At 31.1% G+C, this 16586-nt stretch carries 18 protein-coding genes and 1 pseudogene; 5 read left to right on the top strand and 14 right to left on the bottom strand.

Going from position 1 to position 16586, the window contains the following annotated elements:
* Positions 1-15: 15 nt before the first annotated feature.
* The gene (locus D1818_RS00190) at positions 16-729 is read left to right on the top strand and encodes a LytTR family DNA-binding domain-containing protein (protein ID WP_118455195.1); all 714 of its coding nucleotides are present in this window, start codon (positions 16-18) and stop codon (positions 727-729) included.
* A gap of 228 nt (positions 730-957) precedes the next feature.
* On the opposite strand, the gene D1818_RS00185 is transcribed toward D1818_RS00190, so the two are convergent.
* Positions 958-1476, bottom strand: a complete 519-nt coding sequence (locus D1818_RS00185; protein WP_118455193.1) for a hypothetical protein — start codon at positions 1474-1476, stop codon at positions 958-960.
* A gap of 42 nt (positions 1477-1518) precedes the next feature.
* Here D1818_RS00185 and D1818_RS25860 point away from each other — a divergent pair.
* Positions 1519-1578 (top strand): annotated as a pseudogene (locus D1818_RS25860) (hypothetical protein); the annotation flags it as partial.
* Here D1818_RS25860 and priA read toward each other — a convergent pair.
* The 7 genes from priA to nadC all read right to left on the bottom strand — a co-directional run bounded on the left by priA (position 1552) and on the right by nadC (position 8560).
* Positions 1552-4005 carry a primosomal protein N' gene (priA, locus tag D1818_RS00180; protein WP_118455191.1) on the bottom strand — a complete coding sequence of 818 codons (2454 nt, stop codon included), beginning with the start codon at positions 4003-4005 and terminating at the stop codon, positions 1552-1554. The pseudogene D1818_RS25860 and the gene priA sit on opposite strands and share 27 nt — an antisense overlap.
* A 265-nt stretch (positions 4006-4270) precedes the next feature.
* On the bottom strand, positions 4271-4837 hold the full coding sequence (locus tag D1818_RS00175) for a chalcone isomerase family protein (RefSeq protein ID WP_118455189.1): 567 nt from the start codon (positions 4835-4837) through the stop codon (positions 4271-4273).
* 104 nt (positions 4838-4941) lie between these two features.
* A complete protein-coding gene (locus tag D1818_RS00170) occupies positions 4942-5370 on the bottom strand; it encodes a DUF2147 domain-containing protein (protein ID WP_118455187.1) in 429 nt (142 codons plus the stop codon).
* 108 nt (positions 5371-5478) lie between these two features.
* Entirely contained in the window at positions 5479-6042 is a 564-nt protein-coding gene (locus tag D1818_RS00165; protein ID WP_118455185.1) for a chalcone isomerase family protein, read from the bottom strand.
* Between the two features lie 145 nt (positions 6043-6187).
* Positions 6188-6745, bottom strand: a complete 558-nt coding sequence (locus tag D1818_RS00160; RefSeq protein WP_118455183.1) for a chalcone isomerase family protein — start codon at positions 6743-6745, stop codon at positions 6188-6190.
* Between the two features lie 36 nt (positions 6746-6781).
* Complete coding sequence (locus D1818_RS00155) at positions 6782-7699, bottom strand: YihY/virulence factor BrkB family protein (protein ID WP_118455181.1); 918 nt, start codon at positions 7697-7699, stop codon at positions 6782-6784.
* 3 nt (positions 7700-7702) lie between these two features.
* Positions 7703-8560: a carboxylating nicotinate-nucleotide diphosphorylase gene (gene nadC / locus D1818_RS00150; protein ID WP_118455179.1), complete on the bottom strand. Its 858-nt coding sequence runs from the start codon at positions 8558-8560 to the stop codon at positions 7703-7705.
* A gap of 85 nt (positions 8561-8645) precedes the next feature.
* On the opposite strand from nadC, the gene rlmH reads away from it, so the two are divergent.
* Positions 8646-9119, top strand: a complete 474-nt coding sequence (gene rlmH, locus D1818_RS00145) for a 23S rRNA (pseudouridine(1915)-N(3))-methyltransferase RlmH (protein WP_118455176.1) — start codon at positions 8646-8648, stop codon at positions 9117-9119.
* A 24-nt stretch (positions 9120-9143) separates the two neighbouring features.
* Here the strand turns inward: rlmH and D1818_RS00140 are convergent, their stop codons facing one another.
* The 6 genes from D1818_RS00140 to D1818_RS00115 form a co-directional block, all read right to left on the bottom strand.
* On the bottom strand, positions 9144-9560 hold the full coding sequence (locus D1818_RS00140; RefSeq protein WP_118455174.1) for a hypothetical protein: 417 nt from the start codon (positions 9558-9560) through the stop codon (positions 9144-9146).
* 79 nt (positions 9561-9639) lie between these two features.
* Complete coding sequence (locus D1818_RS00135) at positions 9640-10089, bottom strand: hypothetical protein (protein ID WP_118455171.1); 450 nt, start codon at positions 10087-10089, stop codon at positions 9640-9642.
* A 51-nt stretch (positions 10090-10140) separates the two neighbouring features.
* Positions 10141-11352 (bottom strand): serine hydrolase, encoded by a 1212-nt coding sequence (locus D1818_RS00130; RefSeq protein WP_118455169.1) that lies wholly within the window; start codon positions 11350-11352, stop codon positions 10141-10143.
* 52 nt (positions 11353-11404) lie between these two features.
* Complete coding sequence (locus tag D1818_RS00125; protein ID WP_118455167.1) at positions 11405-12085, bottom strand: response regulator transcription factor; 681 nt, start codon at positions 12083-12085, stop codon at positions 11405-11407.
* A gap of 2 nt (positions 12086-12087) precedes the next feature.
* Entirely contained in the window at positions 12088-13485 is a 1398-nt protein-coding gene (locus tag D1818_RS00120) for a sensor histidine kinase KdpD (RefSeq protein WP_118455165.1), read from the bottom strand.
* Positions 13485-14672 carry a S41 family peptidase gene (locus D1818_RS00115; protein ID WP_118455163.1) on the bottom strand — a complete coding sequence of 396 codons (1188 nt, stop codon included), beginning with the start codon at positions 14670-14672 and terminating at the stop codon, positions 13485-13487. The genes D1818_RS00120 and D1818_RS00115 overlap by 1 nt, the downstream gene beginning before the upstream one ends.
* A gap of 399 nt (positions 14673-15071) precedes the next feature.
* Here D1818_RS00115 and D1818_RS00110 point away from each other — a divergent pair, with 399 nt between their 5' ends.
* A complete protein-coding gene (locus tag D1818_RS00110; protein ID WP_118455161.1) occupies positions 15072-15974 on the top strand; it encodes a geranylgeranylglycerol-phosphate geranylgeranyltransferase in 903 nt (300 codons plus the stop codon).
* A 4-nt stretch (positions 15975-15978) separates the two neighbouring features.
* The gene (locus D1818_RS00105; protein WP_118455159.1) at positions 15979-16566 is read left to right on the top strand and encodes a Maf-like protein; all 588 of its coding nucleotides are present in this window, start codon (positions 15979-15981) and stop codon (positions 16564-16566) included.
* Positions 16567-16586 lie beyond the last annotated feature (20 nt).

Here is a 16586-nt window from a genome sequence, read left to right as displayed (position 1 = left end):
ATAGAATATTAACCTATGCAAGTGGAACAATCTCAATTAAAATGTGCAGTAGTGGACGATTCCCGTCTGCAAAGACTGGCTATTGTTAAATTAATAGATGAACATTCATCACTGGAATTGGTGGCTGAGTGGAACAATGCTATTGAGACAAAAAACGGATTATTAGATACTCCTGTTGATTTATTATTTCTAGATATCGAAATGCCTATCCTTACTGGATTTGATCTTTTGGATGATCTGGAAAATAAACCTCATATCATTTTTGTTACTGGAAAAACCAAATATGCTTTTAAAGCTTTTGATTACGATGCAATTGACTATTTAAGAAAACCTCTTAAGAAAGATCGATTTAATGCAGCAGTAGAAAAAGCATTAAGTATGTCTCGTCTAAATTCTGAACAAGCCTCTCTAGAAGATGATGATTATATTTTTGTAAAAAGTAATCTCAAAAAACGTAAAATATTTTTAAGTCAATTAAAGTATGTTGAAGCTTTAGGTGATTACGTAAAATTAATAATGGAAGATGGTGATCCTATAGTAGTATTAGCAACAATGAAATCCTTTGAAGCTGAACTTCCTAGTGATCGTTTTCTAAGAATACATAAATCTTATATCGTAAATCTTGATAAAGTAGAACGCTATAACAGTCGTAACATAGAGATTGCTGACGAGAAGATTCCTTTAAGTAGACATAAAAAACATTCTTTAATAGAAGCCTTAAGCGGATAAAAGAATACTACTGATAAATTAAAAATCCCCCTTTTTTCTGAAGTGGGATTTTTTGTTTTTAATACATTCTTCATCAAATTTAGACTGTTTTCCTTTAATCTGGAAACAATCGAATTACAATCATCAACTCACCTATATATTTAGCAATAACAGTATCATAACGTAAAGACCTAATATCAGAAACTTTGCGACTTTATAAATACTAAAGTTTTCTAATGTAAGACCTTCTTAGTGTAAATACTTTTGGGTAGCATTCAACCAATAAAAAATCAAAAATAAAATAGCAGGAACTAGAAATAAGATTGAAATAATAAAAGCAAGCTCACTTACATCACCTAAATATTTAATATCAGTATAAGAAGATGCTGCTATAGCTATAGTTATGATATACATTATTTGATTTGCAGTATATACATAAAGTCCTATCTTTTTTCTTTTACCAACCATAATAATTGCACCAATCAAAGTTCCAATACCCGAAATAATATAGAGCCAACCTCTATAATACTCCTCATACAATATTGTATTTTGATCATACCAAATACCTGAAAATAATTGATACCAAAAACCTCTTATTATTACAAATAAGGATCCTAGAATGGTTAAAACACATAATGTTATAAAAAAGAAGGATAAGGGTTTCTTATTTTCATAATTGTTTAAACTTTTATTGGAAATAGTAGTTCGATCAAGGTTGATCACATTTTCTCCTCTTGCCTCTTTACTAAGAGTACTATTTTCTTTCATAAAAGGATTTTAACTTCGTACTAAAAAATTATTAGCTAATAAATGATGAATGCTAAATATACTTATAAAAACGAATTAATAATTATCTACATTAATTATAATTCTTACTCCAGAAAATTCTTTAATACTTTTAAAAGAGCTTTGTACTTTTTTGATAACCTCTTTCGTTTTCTTTAGCGATTGCCCATGGGGTATTTTTATTAAGATATTCTTATTATACTGATTTCTTATTCTCGAGATAGGTGGAAATTCTGGCCCTAGAACATTTTCTTTAAAAGTTATCGCTAATGATTTTGCTAACCACATCGTAGCTTCATTGACTTTATTATAATCTTTATGACGACCTGTAATCTTAATAATGCGATAAAAAGGAGGATACTTATATTGATATCGATCCTCTATCTGATCCTTATACATAGCAGTATAATCATTGACTGATACTTGCTGAAGAATTTGATGAAATGGATTATAGGTTTGAATCAATACTTTTCCTCTTTTACTTGTTCTCCCTGCTCTACCTGCCACTTGTTGCATTAATTGAAAGCTACGTTCATGTGCTCTAAAATCTGGAAAATTAAGAAGATTATCAGCGTTCATAATTCCAACCAAAGTAACATTTCTAAAATCTAACCCCTTAGTTAACATCTGTGTTCCAACAAGAATATCTATTTCTCCTTCTTCAAATTTATTTATTATTTTTTCATACCCATGTTTTCCTCTCGTAGTATCCTGGTCCATTCTACCAATATCGTGATCAGGAAATAACTCTTTGAGTTCATTCTCTATTTGTTCCGTTCCAAAGCCTTTGGTAGACAACTCATGACTATCGCACGCCATACATTTCTGTAACATCGCTATATGATACCCACAATAATGACAGCGCAACTGATTACGGTAATTATGATAAGTAAGACTAACATCACAATTAGGACACTGAGGTGAGTGCCCACAAGTATTACATTCTACTACAGGAGAATATCCTCTTCTATTTTGGAACAAAATAACTTGTTCTTGTTCTTTTAATGCCTCCTGAATAGCCATTAATAGTGTATCACTAAAATGGCCCGTCATTTCCTTTTTTTTGTATTTGGTCTTTAAATCTACCAAATTTATATCTGGCATTAACACATCTCCATATCGTCTGGTTAATTCTACCAACCCATATTTCTCCTGCTTCGCATTATAATATGACTCTAATGCTGGTGTAGCAGATCCTAATATTACTTTCGCCTTAAACATATTAGACAAAACCACAGCCGTATCTCTAGCATGATATCTAGGTGCTGGATCGTATTGTTTAAATGAACTCTCGTGTTCTTCATCTATAATAATTAATCCTAGATTGGTAAAAGGAAGAAAAATTGAAGATCTGGCTCCAATAACAATTTGAGCTTTAGACTTAGCACCTTTTACATTATTCCAGGCTTCTACTCTCTCATTTACAGAATATTTAGAATGATAGACCGCTAATTTCTCTCCAAAATATTCTCTTAACCTTGTTATTAATTGTGTGGTTAAAGCAATCTCTGGTAGCAAATACAGAACTTGTTTTCCTTTTTGTAATTCATCTTCGATCAATTTCACATACACTTCTGTCTTTCCTGATGAAGTTACTCCATGAAGTAAACAAACATCCTTTTCCACAAGAGTTTGTTTAACCTCTTTTAAAGCTTGCTCTTGGTACGTATTTAATGCTTTAGTAGCATTGACTGAATCTTGCTCATATTGAACTCTATCTGTCTGTAAATGATACTCTTCTAATATATTTTTATCTATTAATACTTTAATAACTCCTGAATTGCTGTTTGCAGCTTTTACAAGCTCACTGACTTTGATTGCATTCTTACTTTTTGCCTGTAGCATAAACAAATGCATTAATATACCTCTTTGCTTAGGAGCACGAGTCAATGAGTCTAATAACGATTGTAGACCTTCTTCTGTTGTATATTCTGATTGTAGTTTAACGTATCTTACAAGCTTTGGCTTATATTGTTCATAAATCTCTTCTTGAACCGTAATTACTTGTTTTTCTATTAATCTTTTAATCAGAGGAAGTACGCTTTTCTTTCCAATAATATCCATTACTTCCTGTATACGCAGTAAACTTTGATGCTGGAGTGCTTCAAACAGCAGAAACTCATCATCTTTCAATAAGCTTTCATCAATCGAAGCATCGTCATTTCTTAGAATAATTGTTTCGCTCTCTAATAAAAACGCACTTGGGAGTGCTGCTCGCATTACCTCTCCTTTTGAACACATATAATATTGAGAGATCCAAGACCATAGTTCCAATTGATGTATTGTAACTATAGGAGTTTCATCTAAAATATGCTCTATTTCTTTAGCTTCGTATACCTGAGGCGCTATTTGATGTATTTTCGTAACCAATGCTGCATACACTTTGCTTTTACCAAATTGTACAGCAACTCGCATTCCTGATTTTAAGAAATGAGCCTCATTTTCATTAATACTATACGTAAACTCTTTATCAAGAGGAATAGGAAGGATTACATCTATAAAATACGTCATCGATACATTTTGATTCTAACACCAATTATAATGTAAAATACGCTAGTCAGACTCATTCTTTTCATTTTTAGACTTTCTTGTTCTTATTTTTATAGCGCTGCTATGGAAAAACAATCACGGTGGCTTATAAAAAGAAAGCAACTTTGTCTTTTGAAGCTCATTTTACATTATAATTGGTATAACAAAAATACACCTTTAACCCTATTACATACAACAAAAGCCTGATCAATTGATCAGGCTTTTGTTTATTTTGGGGTTATTTTATTTATCCGTTCTGTCCTAGCATTCCTCCTTTAATTAGCTTACAAGCAGGCTCATCCCCTAACCAAATCTTAAACAATGCATATTTAAAATCTCTTCCTTCTATATACCCAATCTCTTCACCATTCTTAAAGGTTCTTATTCCTTTTCCTTTTATATATACCAGATCAAAAAAGTCATTAATTTGAGTACTACTTCCAAACAACTCTAAAAACTTATCAATCCTTGCATCTAGACTCTGAGTATTGCCAAACATTGCATCATCGAAACCTTTTCTAAATACCTTTTGCATTCTTTTATTAGTCACTTTCTTAGAATTGATAACTAATCGGATAGACATACTTTCGTCTGCATCTAGAACCTTTCTATCATCAGTATACTTATTCATAGTATATAATGCTCCAGAATACGTTTCAACTCGTAATACTTTTCGAACACCAGCTCCGTTAAGGGTTAGCTCTTCTCCTTCAAATGTTACTTTATATGGAACTACTGCGTCTCCAACTCTAATTTGGGCTGTTCCCATAGTCGTTACGACTAATAAGATAGATAGGGTAATTATTTTTTTCATGATATAGTTTTTAATTGTTACAAAAGCTTAGTTCTGTATTTTTCAAAAAACTAACAAAATGAAATGTTAAAATTTTCTTTAAAAAGAAATTTTACATAAAAATACTATGCTTTAATCCATTTCTGAGTTCTAAACAAAAACGCAATGTACCCTCTAACATTCAACACATTAGGATCATCCTCGTCTACCCAAATTTTACATTTATAAACTTTCCCGTTTTCAGGATCCATAATGGTTCCATCTTCATATTCATTTCCATCTTTTTGCAAACCTTTGAGAATTACCATTCCTTCTATTGGCTTATTATAATCCTCGCCTTCGCATTCTTTACATAACTTATCACGATCAGATTCTTTTAAAATCCGGTCAATTTTACCATATATTTTACTTCCTTTCTTATAAATCACTACGATTGACTTGGCCTCTCCTGTATTGTCATCGATGGTTTTCCATTTACCAATAATTTCGCTTTGGGCATTGGCTAAACCTGTTATAAATATCAATGTGATAATAAGAATTCTAGATATGTTCATCTGACTAATAGTTTTAAACTTTTTGGTTCAATATAGAAAATATGATGATAACAAAAAAAGCTATCTGATTTAGATAGCTTTTGTTTTTTAAATTTTATTGGAAAAGAACTATTGTAGACCTAACATCCCGTTTTTAATTCCTTCACTAGCAGGCTCATCACCTAACCATATTTTAAATAATGCATATTTAAAGTCTCGTCCTTCTATAACACCCAGCTCTTTTCCATTTTTAAAAGCTTTCACTCCTTCGTCTTTTATATATACAATATCAAAAATGTCATTCTTTACTATAGGTTCATTAAAAAACTTAATAAACTTGTTTATTCTTTCCTCTAGCGGTTTGGTATTACCAAAAGTAGCTTTAGTAAAACCATCACGAACTGCTTTAATCATTTTCTTTTGTGTCACAAAACCTGAGACTATATTTAGTTTTATAGCCATCGTTTCGTTTGCATCGAGAATCGCTCTAGGATCCTTACTCTTTTTTTGTAGATAAAGTCCTCCCGCATATAAATCGATCCAAAGCATTTCACGCATCCCCGCTCCATTTAACTTAAGATCTGTATCCCCGAAATTTTCTTCGTAAGGCAGTACAGCTTTACCAACTCTGATTTGTGCTGTAGCCGTTGTTAAAGAAATAAACGCTACAACTAGTAAAGTAATTTTTTTCATCTTTGTTAAAGTTTTGTTGGGGTGTATTAGTATTAAAATTTTTTCCTCTTAATGCAAAAGTAATAAAATATATTATGCACGCATAGCAAGAATTAAAAAAAAATGTTAAATTGTGTATTTCACCGCTAAAACTATGCTTTTTATCCTAAAAGTTACCAAGCATTTTATCTTTCAAATCTTTATCTGCAGGATTATCTCCAATCCATATGTTAAATAATGCTTTTTTAAAGTCTAATCCTTCTACATAACCTTTTTCTACTCCATCTTTGTAGATCACACTTCCTTTACCTTGCTCATAAACAATATCATAGATCTGTCCTTTTTCAATTTCATCTTTTATAAATCCAACAAATGTGTTGATTCTTTTATCTAAAGAGCTTGTATTTCCTTTAGTAGATTTTTTAAATCCATCTCTTAACGCCGATTCCATTTTACTTCTAGACATCATACCCGATACTATATGTAATTTTATCGCCATTGTTTCGTCCGCAGCTGCGATTGAACCAGCACTAGCACTTTTTTTCTTAAGATATAACCCTCCATTATAAATGTCGAAAAAGAACTTTTCTCTTATCCCTTCTCCATTTTTCATAAGACTTTCTCCATTAAAAGTTACTGTATCCGGAAGTATAGCATCTTTATCCTGTGCCTGAGTAGTTCCTAGAGTTACTAAAAGAATAAATAATAAGCTAAATTTTTTCATTTTTATTAAATTAATTGTTTGTATAATGCTAAAATATTAAAAATTCTTCTTCAATTTTATAAGTGATGCATTTAATTCGAAACCTAACAACAGCAAATTTGCATTTAACCATATATATACCATTAAAATTAGCATAGCTCCAATCGATCCGTACAACTTATTATAGTTAGAAAAATTATCTATGTATACTCCAAATAAATATGTTGTTATCATAATAAGTATGGTAGTCATAAAGGCTCCTGGCGAAAAAAATCTATTCATTTTTCCTTCTGTCGTACCAAAGTAAAACAACGTTGCTATCACCAAAAAAATCATTAAAACGAATAAACCATATTTTCCAAACTGTAACCAAAAAACGGTATTATCCATGACTCCTATTTCTTTTAAGTTTTCCAATAAATAACTAAAGTATAGTGTTACAATTACAGTAATAAGCAATAACGATGCCACAATTAGTGATACTCCTAAAGCGACTATGTATTGTTTTACAAAATTACGATTCAGGGTAACGTGATATGAGTATTCAAACCCTGAAAACACCGCATTGATTCCATTTGTCATCAAAAAAAGTGAAAGCACAAAAACCGTGGACAACAAGCCTGTTCTTGGGTTAGCGGAAATATCATTGTATATCTCTTCAAAAAATAACTTAGACTGATTTGGCAATGCAGAGGTTATAAATTCGAAAAAATTCTCCTGAAAACCATCTATATGTATAATAGGAATTAGGTTTAATAAAAACAGAAGAAAAGGAAACAATGATAAAAAAAAACTCCATGAAATTGCACTGGCTCTTGCAGAAAATGTTCCTTTAACAATCCCTATTGTATAAATTTCAACTAAATCATAAAGAGAAAGTCCCTCAAAACCTGGAAGAATAATTTTTTTCCCGATTTTAACCAAAATATTTATAATCGGAATCTTATCGAGTTTATCTTCAACTGCTTTCGACATAGGTTATACTGCTTTCAAGCTCAAATCGAGATTATAAACAGAATGGGTTAAAGCGCCACTACTGATATAATTGACACCACATTCTGCATATTTTCGAACTGTTTTTTCATTTATTCCTCCACTGGATTCCGTAAGACAAGTATCTCCAATAAGCTCTACTGCTTTCCTAGTATCCTCATAATTAAAGTTATCTATTAGAATTCTATACACTCCAGGAGTTTTCAATATTTCTTTAATTTCATTGAGATCACGAGCCTCTACAATAATCTTAAGATCTCTATTGGTATCTTCTAGATATTTCTTGGTCTTTTCTATTGCATTGGTAATACCGCCAGCAAAATCAATATGGTTATCTTTTAGCATAATCATATCGTATAATGCAAATCTATGATTCTCACCTCCTCCAATCTTTACAGCCCATTTCTCGAGAGCTCTGATTCCCGGAGTAGTTTTTCTTGTATCCAAAATCTTAGTTCCTGTTCCTTCTAATAACTGTACGAATTGATTTGTCTTTGTAGCAATTGCACTCATTCTTTGCATTGCATTAAGTACTAGTCTTTCTGCCTTTAAAATAGATTGGGAACTTCCGGATATATAAAAAGCAATATCACCATATTTCACTTTGGATCCATCTTCAATCATTACCTCAATTTGCATTTCTGGATCTACATAATTGAATACTTTTTTAGCAAATTCTACTCCTGCCAAAACTCCTTCATCCTTTACTAATAATTTAGCTTTACCTGTTGCTGAATTAGGAATACAGGCTAATGAGCTATGATCGCCATCACCAACATCTTCTCTGATAGCATTTGCTATTATTAATTCAATTTCGTTATCAAATTGAGCTTTTGTAATCATATCGAATGGTTATTTTTGCTAAAGTAGGAAAAGAAGTTGGAAGTACGAAGTTGGAAATAGGATGTCAATAAAGAAAACTATAACAATGACAATTAAATTAATCGCCGTAGGCAAAACAGATCATAAACAACTAGAGAATCTTATTGCCGAGTATATTAAAAGATTAGGTTTTTATATCAGATTTACTTTTGAAATTATACCCGATATAAAGAATTCCAAAAGTCTAAGCGAAGCACAACAAAAAGATAAGGAAGGGAAATTAATTTTGACTAAAACCAGTACTTCTGATGTTTTGATACTGTTGGATGAAAATGGTAAACAATATGATTCTGTTGCTTTTTCACAACTTTTACAGAAACATATGAACAGTGGCATCAAACAATTGATATTTGTTATCGGTGGCCCTTATGGATTTAGTCCAGAGGTTTATAATCGTGCAAATGGTAAACTCTCATTGTCAAAAATGACATTTTCTCATCAAATGATTCGCTTATTTTTTATTGAGCAATTATATAGAGGTTTCACCATTCTAAAAAATGAACCTTACCATCATCGATAAGGCTCATTTAAACAGTTATTATACTTATTTATCTTTAATCAACTCTCTAAGATCACTAAAGGCATCTATCAAATCTTCTACCAAATCAATAGACACGGCTTCTTTATCCAAGAAGACAGATAGTTTTCCTTTTCTTAATTTAACTTTATACCCCTCTTCTCCTCTATAATTATAGTTCCAAGTATACGCCCCATGGCTTTTAGACATTTTTGTATCCAGATGGTCTTTTAAAAACTTTTTAACCTTATCCGTTTTATCAGAAGGAAAACTTGCCTTTAACGTATACATATCATCTGTATTGGAAACAGAAATATTTATTTTATATCTATTACTATCGTCGTCGCTAGAATAATTAACAGTTACTTTAGCATTAGAACTTGTTTGTGCGTTGATAACTGGCATAGTGAATGCCATACATAACATAAAAATGATTGTTTTCATAATATTCGCTTTTTGATTAATGATCCACCTCAGGCGGACAGTTTATTGATTGATGTTTGATGTTTGCTAATACTGAGCTTTAACTTTTTTCTGAGTTTGAAGTGATTGATTTTAATTCTTTACCTATTTCTACAAATCTCTTAATCAGTTTATCTGAAGCAAGATCTTTATTAAGATTAATCCTTAATTTATTACCTTTTAATCTCACTTCATACATTTCTTCTTCATCTATTTCTTTATTCCAGAAATACGTATTATCCTTAACGATCATATTTTCTTTACCAAATTGATCTATTAAATATGATTTTACATCAGATTTCATATACTTCATAAATCGTACTTTAATTCTATAATTATTGTCCATATCTAACGTAACAAAGGATCTATAGAATTTTTTATTCGGTGAATCTGAGTCGTATGTAATCGAAAACTCTGATGAAGATTTTGATGTACTAGTTTCCGTTGTCTGTGCTATGGTTGTGCATATTCCTAAAATAAGACTGGCAGTAATTAAAATTAATGTTCTCATAATATTTGATTTTGATCCGTCCGAAGCGGACAGGTTGATGAATGATATAGTTTATATCGTATTGACATATATTTTTTTGTATTCTTTTATTGCATTCCATATGTTTTGGACAGAACGTATAATGTCTTTATTTTTTTCCAAAGAAGTATTCATAAAAAATATAGCTCCCACTTTTTCCTTTTTATTAAAATACATCAACGTTAGTATTCCCGGATCTGATCCATTATGTCCTATTTTTCCGGTAGGGGAAACTTCCCAAAAGAATCCATAGTTATCCCTTAATTCTTTTTTAGTATTATATTGTTCTTTGGTTAACTTCGGAGACATCATTTCCTGAAAAGATTCAGTTTTAAGTATACCATCTTCTCCATAATATCCTTTCATAAGACCTTGTAGATATATAGATAAATCTTTTATACTACTTTTAAATCCTCCATCAGGATATGTAATTAATTGATACTTTGGGATTTCATTCCCTGCTTCTGTATATATTGAGGCATATTGTTCTGCGTTTGTAGATTCGTATGACCAACCAGAACTACTCATTTGTAATGGATCCAAAATATGCTCTTGTGTATACTCAGGAAATGACGTATTTGTTACTATTTCAATAATATATGCTAATAAAGCAGATCCTATATTAGAATATTCATATCTATCTCCTGGTTTTTGCTTTAAAAAATTATTTTTCTTATACCATTCGCCTTTCGGAGTTAAATGATTTTTCAGAAAGCTTTCCAAACTATATTGTTTATTAGACTTCATTAGTTTAAGTTCTCCATATTCTTCTTTGGTATAGTTTTCCTCTTTTAATTCTATACCCTTTTCAAAAACATAACTCTTTTCGTATGCATCTGTATCCAAAATAGAAGATGTATGAGTTGCCAAATGTTTTATGGTAATTGGAACTTCAGGATACTTTGGGTGATTTATGGCAAAAGGTAAGATATCATTGATCGGTGTATCTATTTTTAGTTTACCGTCTTCAATAGCATTCATTAAAGCTATTCCAATAAAAGTTTTAGAAACAGATCCGATATTTTGTATGGTATTTATTGTATACTTTTTCTTTGTTACAATATCGGCATAACCAAAGCCGTTTTCGTAAAGTATTGTATCCGGTGTCATTATAGAAACTCCAAATCCAGCTATTTTACTAGTTTTATATATAGAATCTATTTTTTTATCTAACAGATCTAAAGAGTTTTGTGCATTTACATAAAATGACACTACTAAGCATAGAATACTACTGATTGTTCTCATGATTTTTCGTTTTTTGATTGATGATTGATGATTGATGATTGATGAAATTCCTTTATTTTAAACTAAATGTGAGACCTACTCCTCTCACGCTCTCTATTGTTATATTATTATCTTCTTTAAAATACTTTCTTAATCTACTGATAAACACATCCATACTCCTTCCTGAAAAGAAGTCATCATTTCCCCAAACATCTTTAAGTAGACGTTCTCTTTTTATCATTGTGTTTTTATGATCGTATAAGTACTGAATTAAGATAGCTTCCTTTTCTGTGAGTTTTTGTCGCTCACCATTTAGTTTTAAGCAATGATTAGTAGCATCAAACTTATAATCTCCTATAGCAATGACTTCTTCGCGTATAGCCTGAACTCTTTGCGATCGCTTTAGAATATTTTGAAGTCTTAATACCAATATATCTGCTTCAAAAGGTTTTACGATATAATCGTCTGCGCCAAGTTTTAAACCACGGATTTTATCTTCTTTCATTTTTTTGGCAGTAAGAAAAACAAAAGGAATTTCTGGATTTAACTCTATTACTTTTTCTGCCAATGTAAATCCATCCATTTTGGGCATCATTACATCAAAAACACAGATATCAAATTGTTCTTCTGAAAAGATTTGTAAAGCTTCTTTACCATCTTGAGCCCAAACCACTTTATATCCATGAAGCTCTAAATATTGTTTTAAAATACTTCCAAAATCAAAGTCATCTTCTGCTAATAATATATGCTGCATAATTATTCGGTTATTGGTAATGTTATGATAAAAGTAGTTCCCAAATCAGGTTTACTCTCTAAAGAAATTGTTCCTTGATGTGCCTTAACAATCTGACTGGTATAAAACAACCCTAGTCCTAAACCTTTTACATCGTGAACATCTCCCTTACTAACACGATAAAATTTCTCAAAAATCTTACGTTGTTCCTTCTCATGAATTCCAATTCCATTGTCATGGATTGATATTTCATATTGATCATCTTTTAGATAAGTTCTAAAAATGATTTCTGTATTTTCTTTTCCATATTTTACTGCATTATCTAAAACATTTAATATTGCTGTAGTAAACATAAATTTATCAATACTTAAGTGTACTTCTCTAAATTCAATCTTCGAGACGATACTAACGTTTTTGTTCTGAACAGATAATTCAAAATCTTTCAAAACATTCTGAAAATATACGTCATCCAGTATTTCTTCTTTATTAATAACTATTTCCTCAGAACCTAAACTATTGGTAACTACCTGATCAACCAATTTCTGCAATCTACTATTCTGACGATCTAGAATATCTAATGTATTTGCAAATGCATCAGAAGAATTCTGTATTTCTTCTTTTCTTAAACTCTTAGAAGCGATACCTAAAGTTGCTAATGGGGTTTTAAGTTCGTGTGTAATATTATTTATGAAATCAGTTTTTATATCTGCTAATTTTTTCTGACGAATCAGATTCCTTATAGAATAGAAAAACAGACTAACTACGAAAAGAAATAATAATACCGAAAAAACAAAAAGCATAGCCATCTGTTTAAATACTATTCGCTTCCATCCTATGATGTTGATATAGTCCACAGTTCTAACTTCTATATCCAAAGACACATTGATCGACCCTCCGTTAATTTCGTTTTCATAATCAAGATCCGTAAACCACCGAGCTTTACTCATCACTACTTCATCTTCCTTAGGAAATTTTTCTCCAAATGAATACACATTTTCACCATCTATTGTGGAAAAAATAGTATCCAATTCTTCTTCTTCATAAATCACAATACTTTTAATATCCTTTTTATATTGAATATCATATTCTAAATTACGATTCGCTATTTCTTTCTTATAATACAACACAAACAAATGATTAAGAGAATCTGTTATTGGTTTAAACCTATTGAGAGCTTCTTTTTTAAGAATATTATTCTTTTTATATTCCACAAGATTTTCACTTAGATATGTATACCAAGTTTCTGCCAATGAATCCATTTCCTTAGTATTATCAATATTGCTAATCGCTTTCTTAGTTTCTCTAATAAAAGCATCTTTCTTTAACTGATAGGTATTATATACTAGATATGCCTGTATACCACACAGCGCTATAAGAGCTATGATAGATGTAATGATTAATGTATTTACTTTCTGCTTCATTATAAAGATTCTTTAATAATTTCAATTGCTTTTTGCAATTGATCCTGGGTATCTAAGATATAATGTTTTGGACTAAAATCTTCTCTAGGCATTCCATTTATATGAAATAACTTTTCTACCGGAATCTGAAAACCAATGTTGGTTTCTGGCAATGTGTAGTTATAGATAGCACCTAACAAATCTCCCATATCTGTACCTACTATTTCCGCTCTATTTAATCCATCAAAACCAATAGTCATACCTTCTCCCATACTACCAGTCCATCTACCACAAAGAATAACCAGTGGTTTCTCATACGCTTCCCCTCTTGGAGAGACTAATTCTATTGTATTTCTCTTAACTCCGTATAACTTTTCTTCATATACAAAACGATGACGTTGATAAGGAGCTTCTTTTTTGATAAATCTCCCCATAATAGCTCTTGCCACCGTTGTATTTCCGCCACTAGGCGTATCTCTAAGATCTAAAATAAGTCCATTAGTATTTTTTAAATCATCTAAAGCTTTATCAAAATCCTGAATTGTATTATTGTTGCCTAGAGCATTATTAATTGTGATGTAACCAATATTAGTATCAATTACTTTTGCTTCTACAAGCTTTACTGGTCTATTGTTCTTTATATTTTCAATATTGAATGTTAATGAGTCATTAACATTCAGACTTCTCTTAGAATTATGAGTTCCGGCTAATAGAAGATTCGCGGCATATTCATACATTTTGTTAGTATGCGCTTTGACACTTTTAGGCAAAAATCTTTTTATAGCTTCAGAAATTTCAATACCGTTATACGCCGTTATTTCCATTCCTAATACTATCCCAGATTTTTCTGCAGGAAACCCTTCTCTGATTGCAGATACCCTAAAACAATCATTCTTGTATGACACCCATATATCAGTTCCTGTCGGTATTAATCTACTTGATGAAGCCAAGTTGGTATTAAGACCAATATGACCATTATAAAGCTCATTATTAGTCATTTCTAACAAACGAATAAAATCATCATCATTTTGAATTGTATCCACAGAAGGTTGATAAATCCTTCTTACTTCGTTCCAATCTGTTTTTTGGACATCAAAATATGCAAAGTATTGATCAACTATTTTCCAATAATTTTCAAAGTCATTCTGATATTTAGTTTGTCCAAAGGAACTAGACACTACGCATAAAATGATGATGATTCTTAGCATTACTATTCGTTTTTTGATTGTTGATGAGATCAAAATTATAGCATAGTCCTAAACAAACCGAAGAATTCAGTATCGTTAACCCACCGTTAACGTTAATGAATCTTTATTATCTTATAAAATAAGGGGTTTAAGAGGATAAGTTAATACGGTATCCAAAGGGATAAATTATTACATTTGCGGACTAATAATATCCGTTGTCTATTGACGTCTTTAAATTAGAAATTCGTCAATTCGAGTGCTTCTACCATAGGAAGAAGTGTATCGAGAATAGAATTTCGGGTTAAAAAAGTTATTCTCGATACAATTTTTCTACATTTTATTCCGAAAAACCACTCGAATTGACGCTTTTTATCTTATTAATTTCAAAATTTACAACAGGCTAACAAAACACATCCTTTCATGCAAGCATATTTAAAGCTAATTAAATTCGATAATCTCATTCTAATAGCAATAGCACAATTATGTATTAAATATGGTCTTTTTGAACCTTTTGACATTGCTATTACCTTAAATGGATTCGGAATTTCACTTTTAATTATCGCTACAATTTCTTTGGTTGCAGCAGCAAATGTTATGCTATATATTGAAAACAGAGAATATGCTATTAAAAAAGAAAACACAAATAGCACAATCTCTGAAAAGATCGCTAATCGTCTTTTTATAGTTTTTAATATTATCGGCGTTGCCATTGGATTCTATCTATCCAATATCATAGGAAGCCCTAAGCTAGCGGCTTTGTTTATAGTAGTGTCTGGTATATTTTATATCTACGCTACATATTTAAAGGAAATTTTAGTTCTAAAAAACGTGATTATAGGTGTTCTAATGGCATTGGCTTTAATTTCTGTTGCAATTTTTGATTTACTTCCTGCTATCACCGATCAGAACAGAGCTTCGCAGAAAGTTATCTTTCTAATTATAGTCGACTATTCTATTTTTGCTTTTACGATCGTTACTATTCGAGAAATTGTAAAAGACTGCTTATCAATGGACAAGGATCATAACGCTGGCATACAAACTATTCCTATTGCCTTAGGAAAAGATCGCACCGTAAAACTCATCGGAGCATTAACTATAATTCCGATTGGACTAGTTATCTACTATGTTTACACATATCTATTTAGCAATTCTACTGCTGTTGTTTTAGTTTTGGGATTCTTGGTAGCACCTTTATTATATTTTATGTTCAAAAGCTGGAGCGCAGAAACCAATAAGGACTTTAAAACGTTGAGTCTTATTTTAAAAGTGGTACTGTTTTTAGCTTCTTCATCTATATTACAATTTCAATTTATTCTACTATAACCATATGCTAAAAGAATTATTAAAGAATCATAACCTTATTCTGGCGTCAGGATCACCTAGAAGGCAACAATTCTTCAAAGATTTAGATTTAGACTTCACGATCCAATTGAAAGAAGTCAACGAAATATATCCTGATCATCTTAAAGCATCTTCGATATCTGATTATCTGGCAAAATTAAAAGCAGATGAATTCACACAACTAAAATCAAATGATATTTTAGTTACTAGTGATACGATCGTTTGGCACCATAATAAAGCAATAGGAAAACCTAAAGATGCACAGGACGCTAAAAATATGATAGCCTCATTATCCGGAGAAACTCATGAGGTCATTACATCGGTATGTTTTAAGACAGCTACTACTACCGAAATTATAAATCAAATCACAAAAGTTACCTTTAAACCCCTTACTGCTGAGGAAATAAACTATTATGTGGATACTTTTTCTCCAATGGACAAAGCAGGCGCTTATGGCATACAAGAATGGATTGGTTATATAGGTATCACTCACATAGAAGGAAGTTACTTTAATGTTATGGGGCTTCCTGTTCAACTTGTTTATGAAACGTTAATGAAACTTGCCGGATCATAGCTTTATCGTAATTTGCTATA

It is taken from the genome of Aquimarina sp. BL5 (assembly GCF_003443675.1).
Taxonomy (GTDB): Bacteria; Bacteroidota; Bacteroidia; order Flavobacteriales; family Flavobacteriaceae; genus Aquimarina.
This window is presented reverse-complemented; position numbering and strand designations above follow the sequence as displayed.

What these genes read in the sequence shown, in the direction of transcription:
- D1818_RS00175 (WP_118455189.1), bottom strand. Translation starts at nt 4,837, where the DNA reads ATGAAAAAAATAATTACCCTATCTATCTTATTAGTCGTAACGACTATG.
- D1818_RS00125 (WP_118455167.1), bottom strand. Translation starts at nt 12,085, where the DNA reads ATGCAGCATATATTATTAGCAGAAGATGACTTTGATTTTGGAAGTATT.
- D1818_RS00160 (WP_118455183.1), bottom strand. Translation starts at nt 6,745, where the DNA reads ATGAAAAAATTTAGCTTATTATTTATTCTTTTAGTAACTCTAGGAACT.
- rlmH (WP_118455176.1), top strand. Translation starts at nt 8,646, where the DNA reads ATGACAATTAAATTAATCGCCGTAGGCAAAACAGATCATAAACAACTA.
- D1818_RS00190 (WP_118455195.1), top strand. Translation starts at nt 16, where the DNA reads ATGCAAGTGGAACAATCTCAATTAAAATGTGCAGTAGTGGACGATTCC.
- D1818_RS00130 (WP_118455169.1), bottom strand. Translation starts at nt 11,352, where the DNA reads ATGAGAACAATCAGTAGTATTCTATGCTTAGTAGTGTCATTTTATGTA.
- D1818_RS00165 (WP_118455185.1), bottom strand. Translation starts at nt 6,042, where the DNA reads ATGAAAAAAATTACTTTACTAGTTGTAGCGTTTATTTCTTTAACAACG.
- D1818_RS00115 (WP_118455163.1), bottom strand. Translation starts at nt 14,672, where the DNA reads ATGCTAAGAATCATCATCATTTTATGCGTAGTGTCTAGTTCCTTTGGA.
- D1818_RS00135 (WP_118455171.1), bottom strand. Translation starts at nt 10,089, where the DNA reads ATGAGAACATTAATTTTAATTACTGCCAGTCTTATTTTAGGAATATGC.
- D1818_RS00110 (WP_118455161.1), top strand. Translation starts at nt 15,072, where the DNA reads ATGCAAGCATATTTAAAGCTAATTAAATTCGATAATCTCATTCTAATA.
- D1818_RS00155 (WP_118455181.1), bottom strand. Translation starts at nt 7,699, where the DNA reads ATGTCGAAAGCAGTTGAAGATAAACTCGATAAGATTCCGATTATAAAT.
- D1818_RS00140 (WP_118455174.1), bottom strand. Translation starts at nt 9,560, where the DNA reads ATGAAAACAATCATTTTTATGTTATGTATGGCATTCACTATGCCAGTT.
- priA (WP_118455191.1), bottom strand. Translation starts at nt 4,005, where the DNA reads ATGACGTATTTTATAGATGTAATCCTTCCTATTCCTCTTGATAAAGAG.
- D1818_RS00105 (WP_118455159.1), top strand. Translation starts at nt 15,979, where the DNA reads ATGCTAAAAGAATTATTAAAGAATCATAACCTTATTCTGGCGTCAGGA.
- D1818_RS00120 (WP_118455165.1), bottom strand. Translation starts at nt 13,485, where the DNA reads ATGAAGCAGAAAGTAAATACATTAATCATTACATCTATCATAGCTCTT.
- nadC (WP_118455179.1), bottom strand. Translation starts at nt 8,560, where the DNA reads ATGATTACAAAAGCTCAATTTGATAACGAAATTGAATTAATAATAGCA.
- D1818_RS00185 (WP_118455193.1), bottom strand. Translation starts at nt 1,476, where the DNA reads ATGAAAGAAAATAGTACTCTTAGTAAAGAGGCAAGAGGAGAAAATGTG.
- D1818_RS00170 (WP_118455187.1), bottom strand. Translation starts at nt 5,370, where the DNA reads ATGAACATATCTAGAATTCTTATTATCACATTGATATTTATAACAGGT.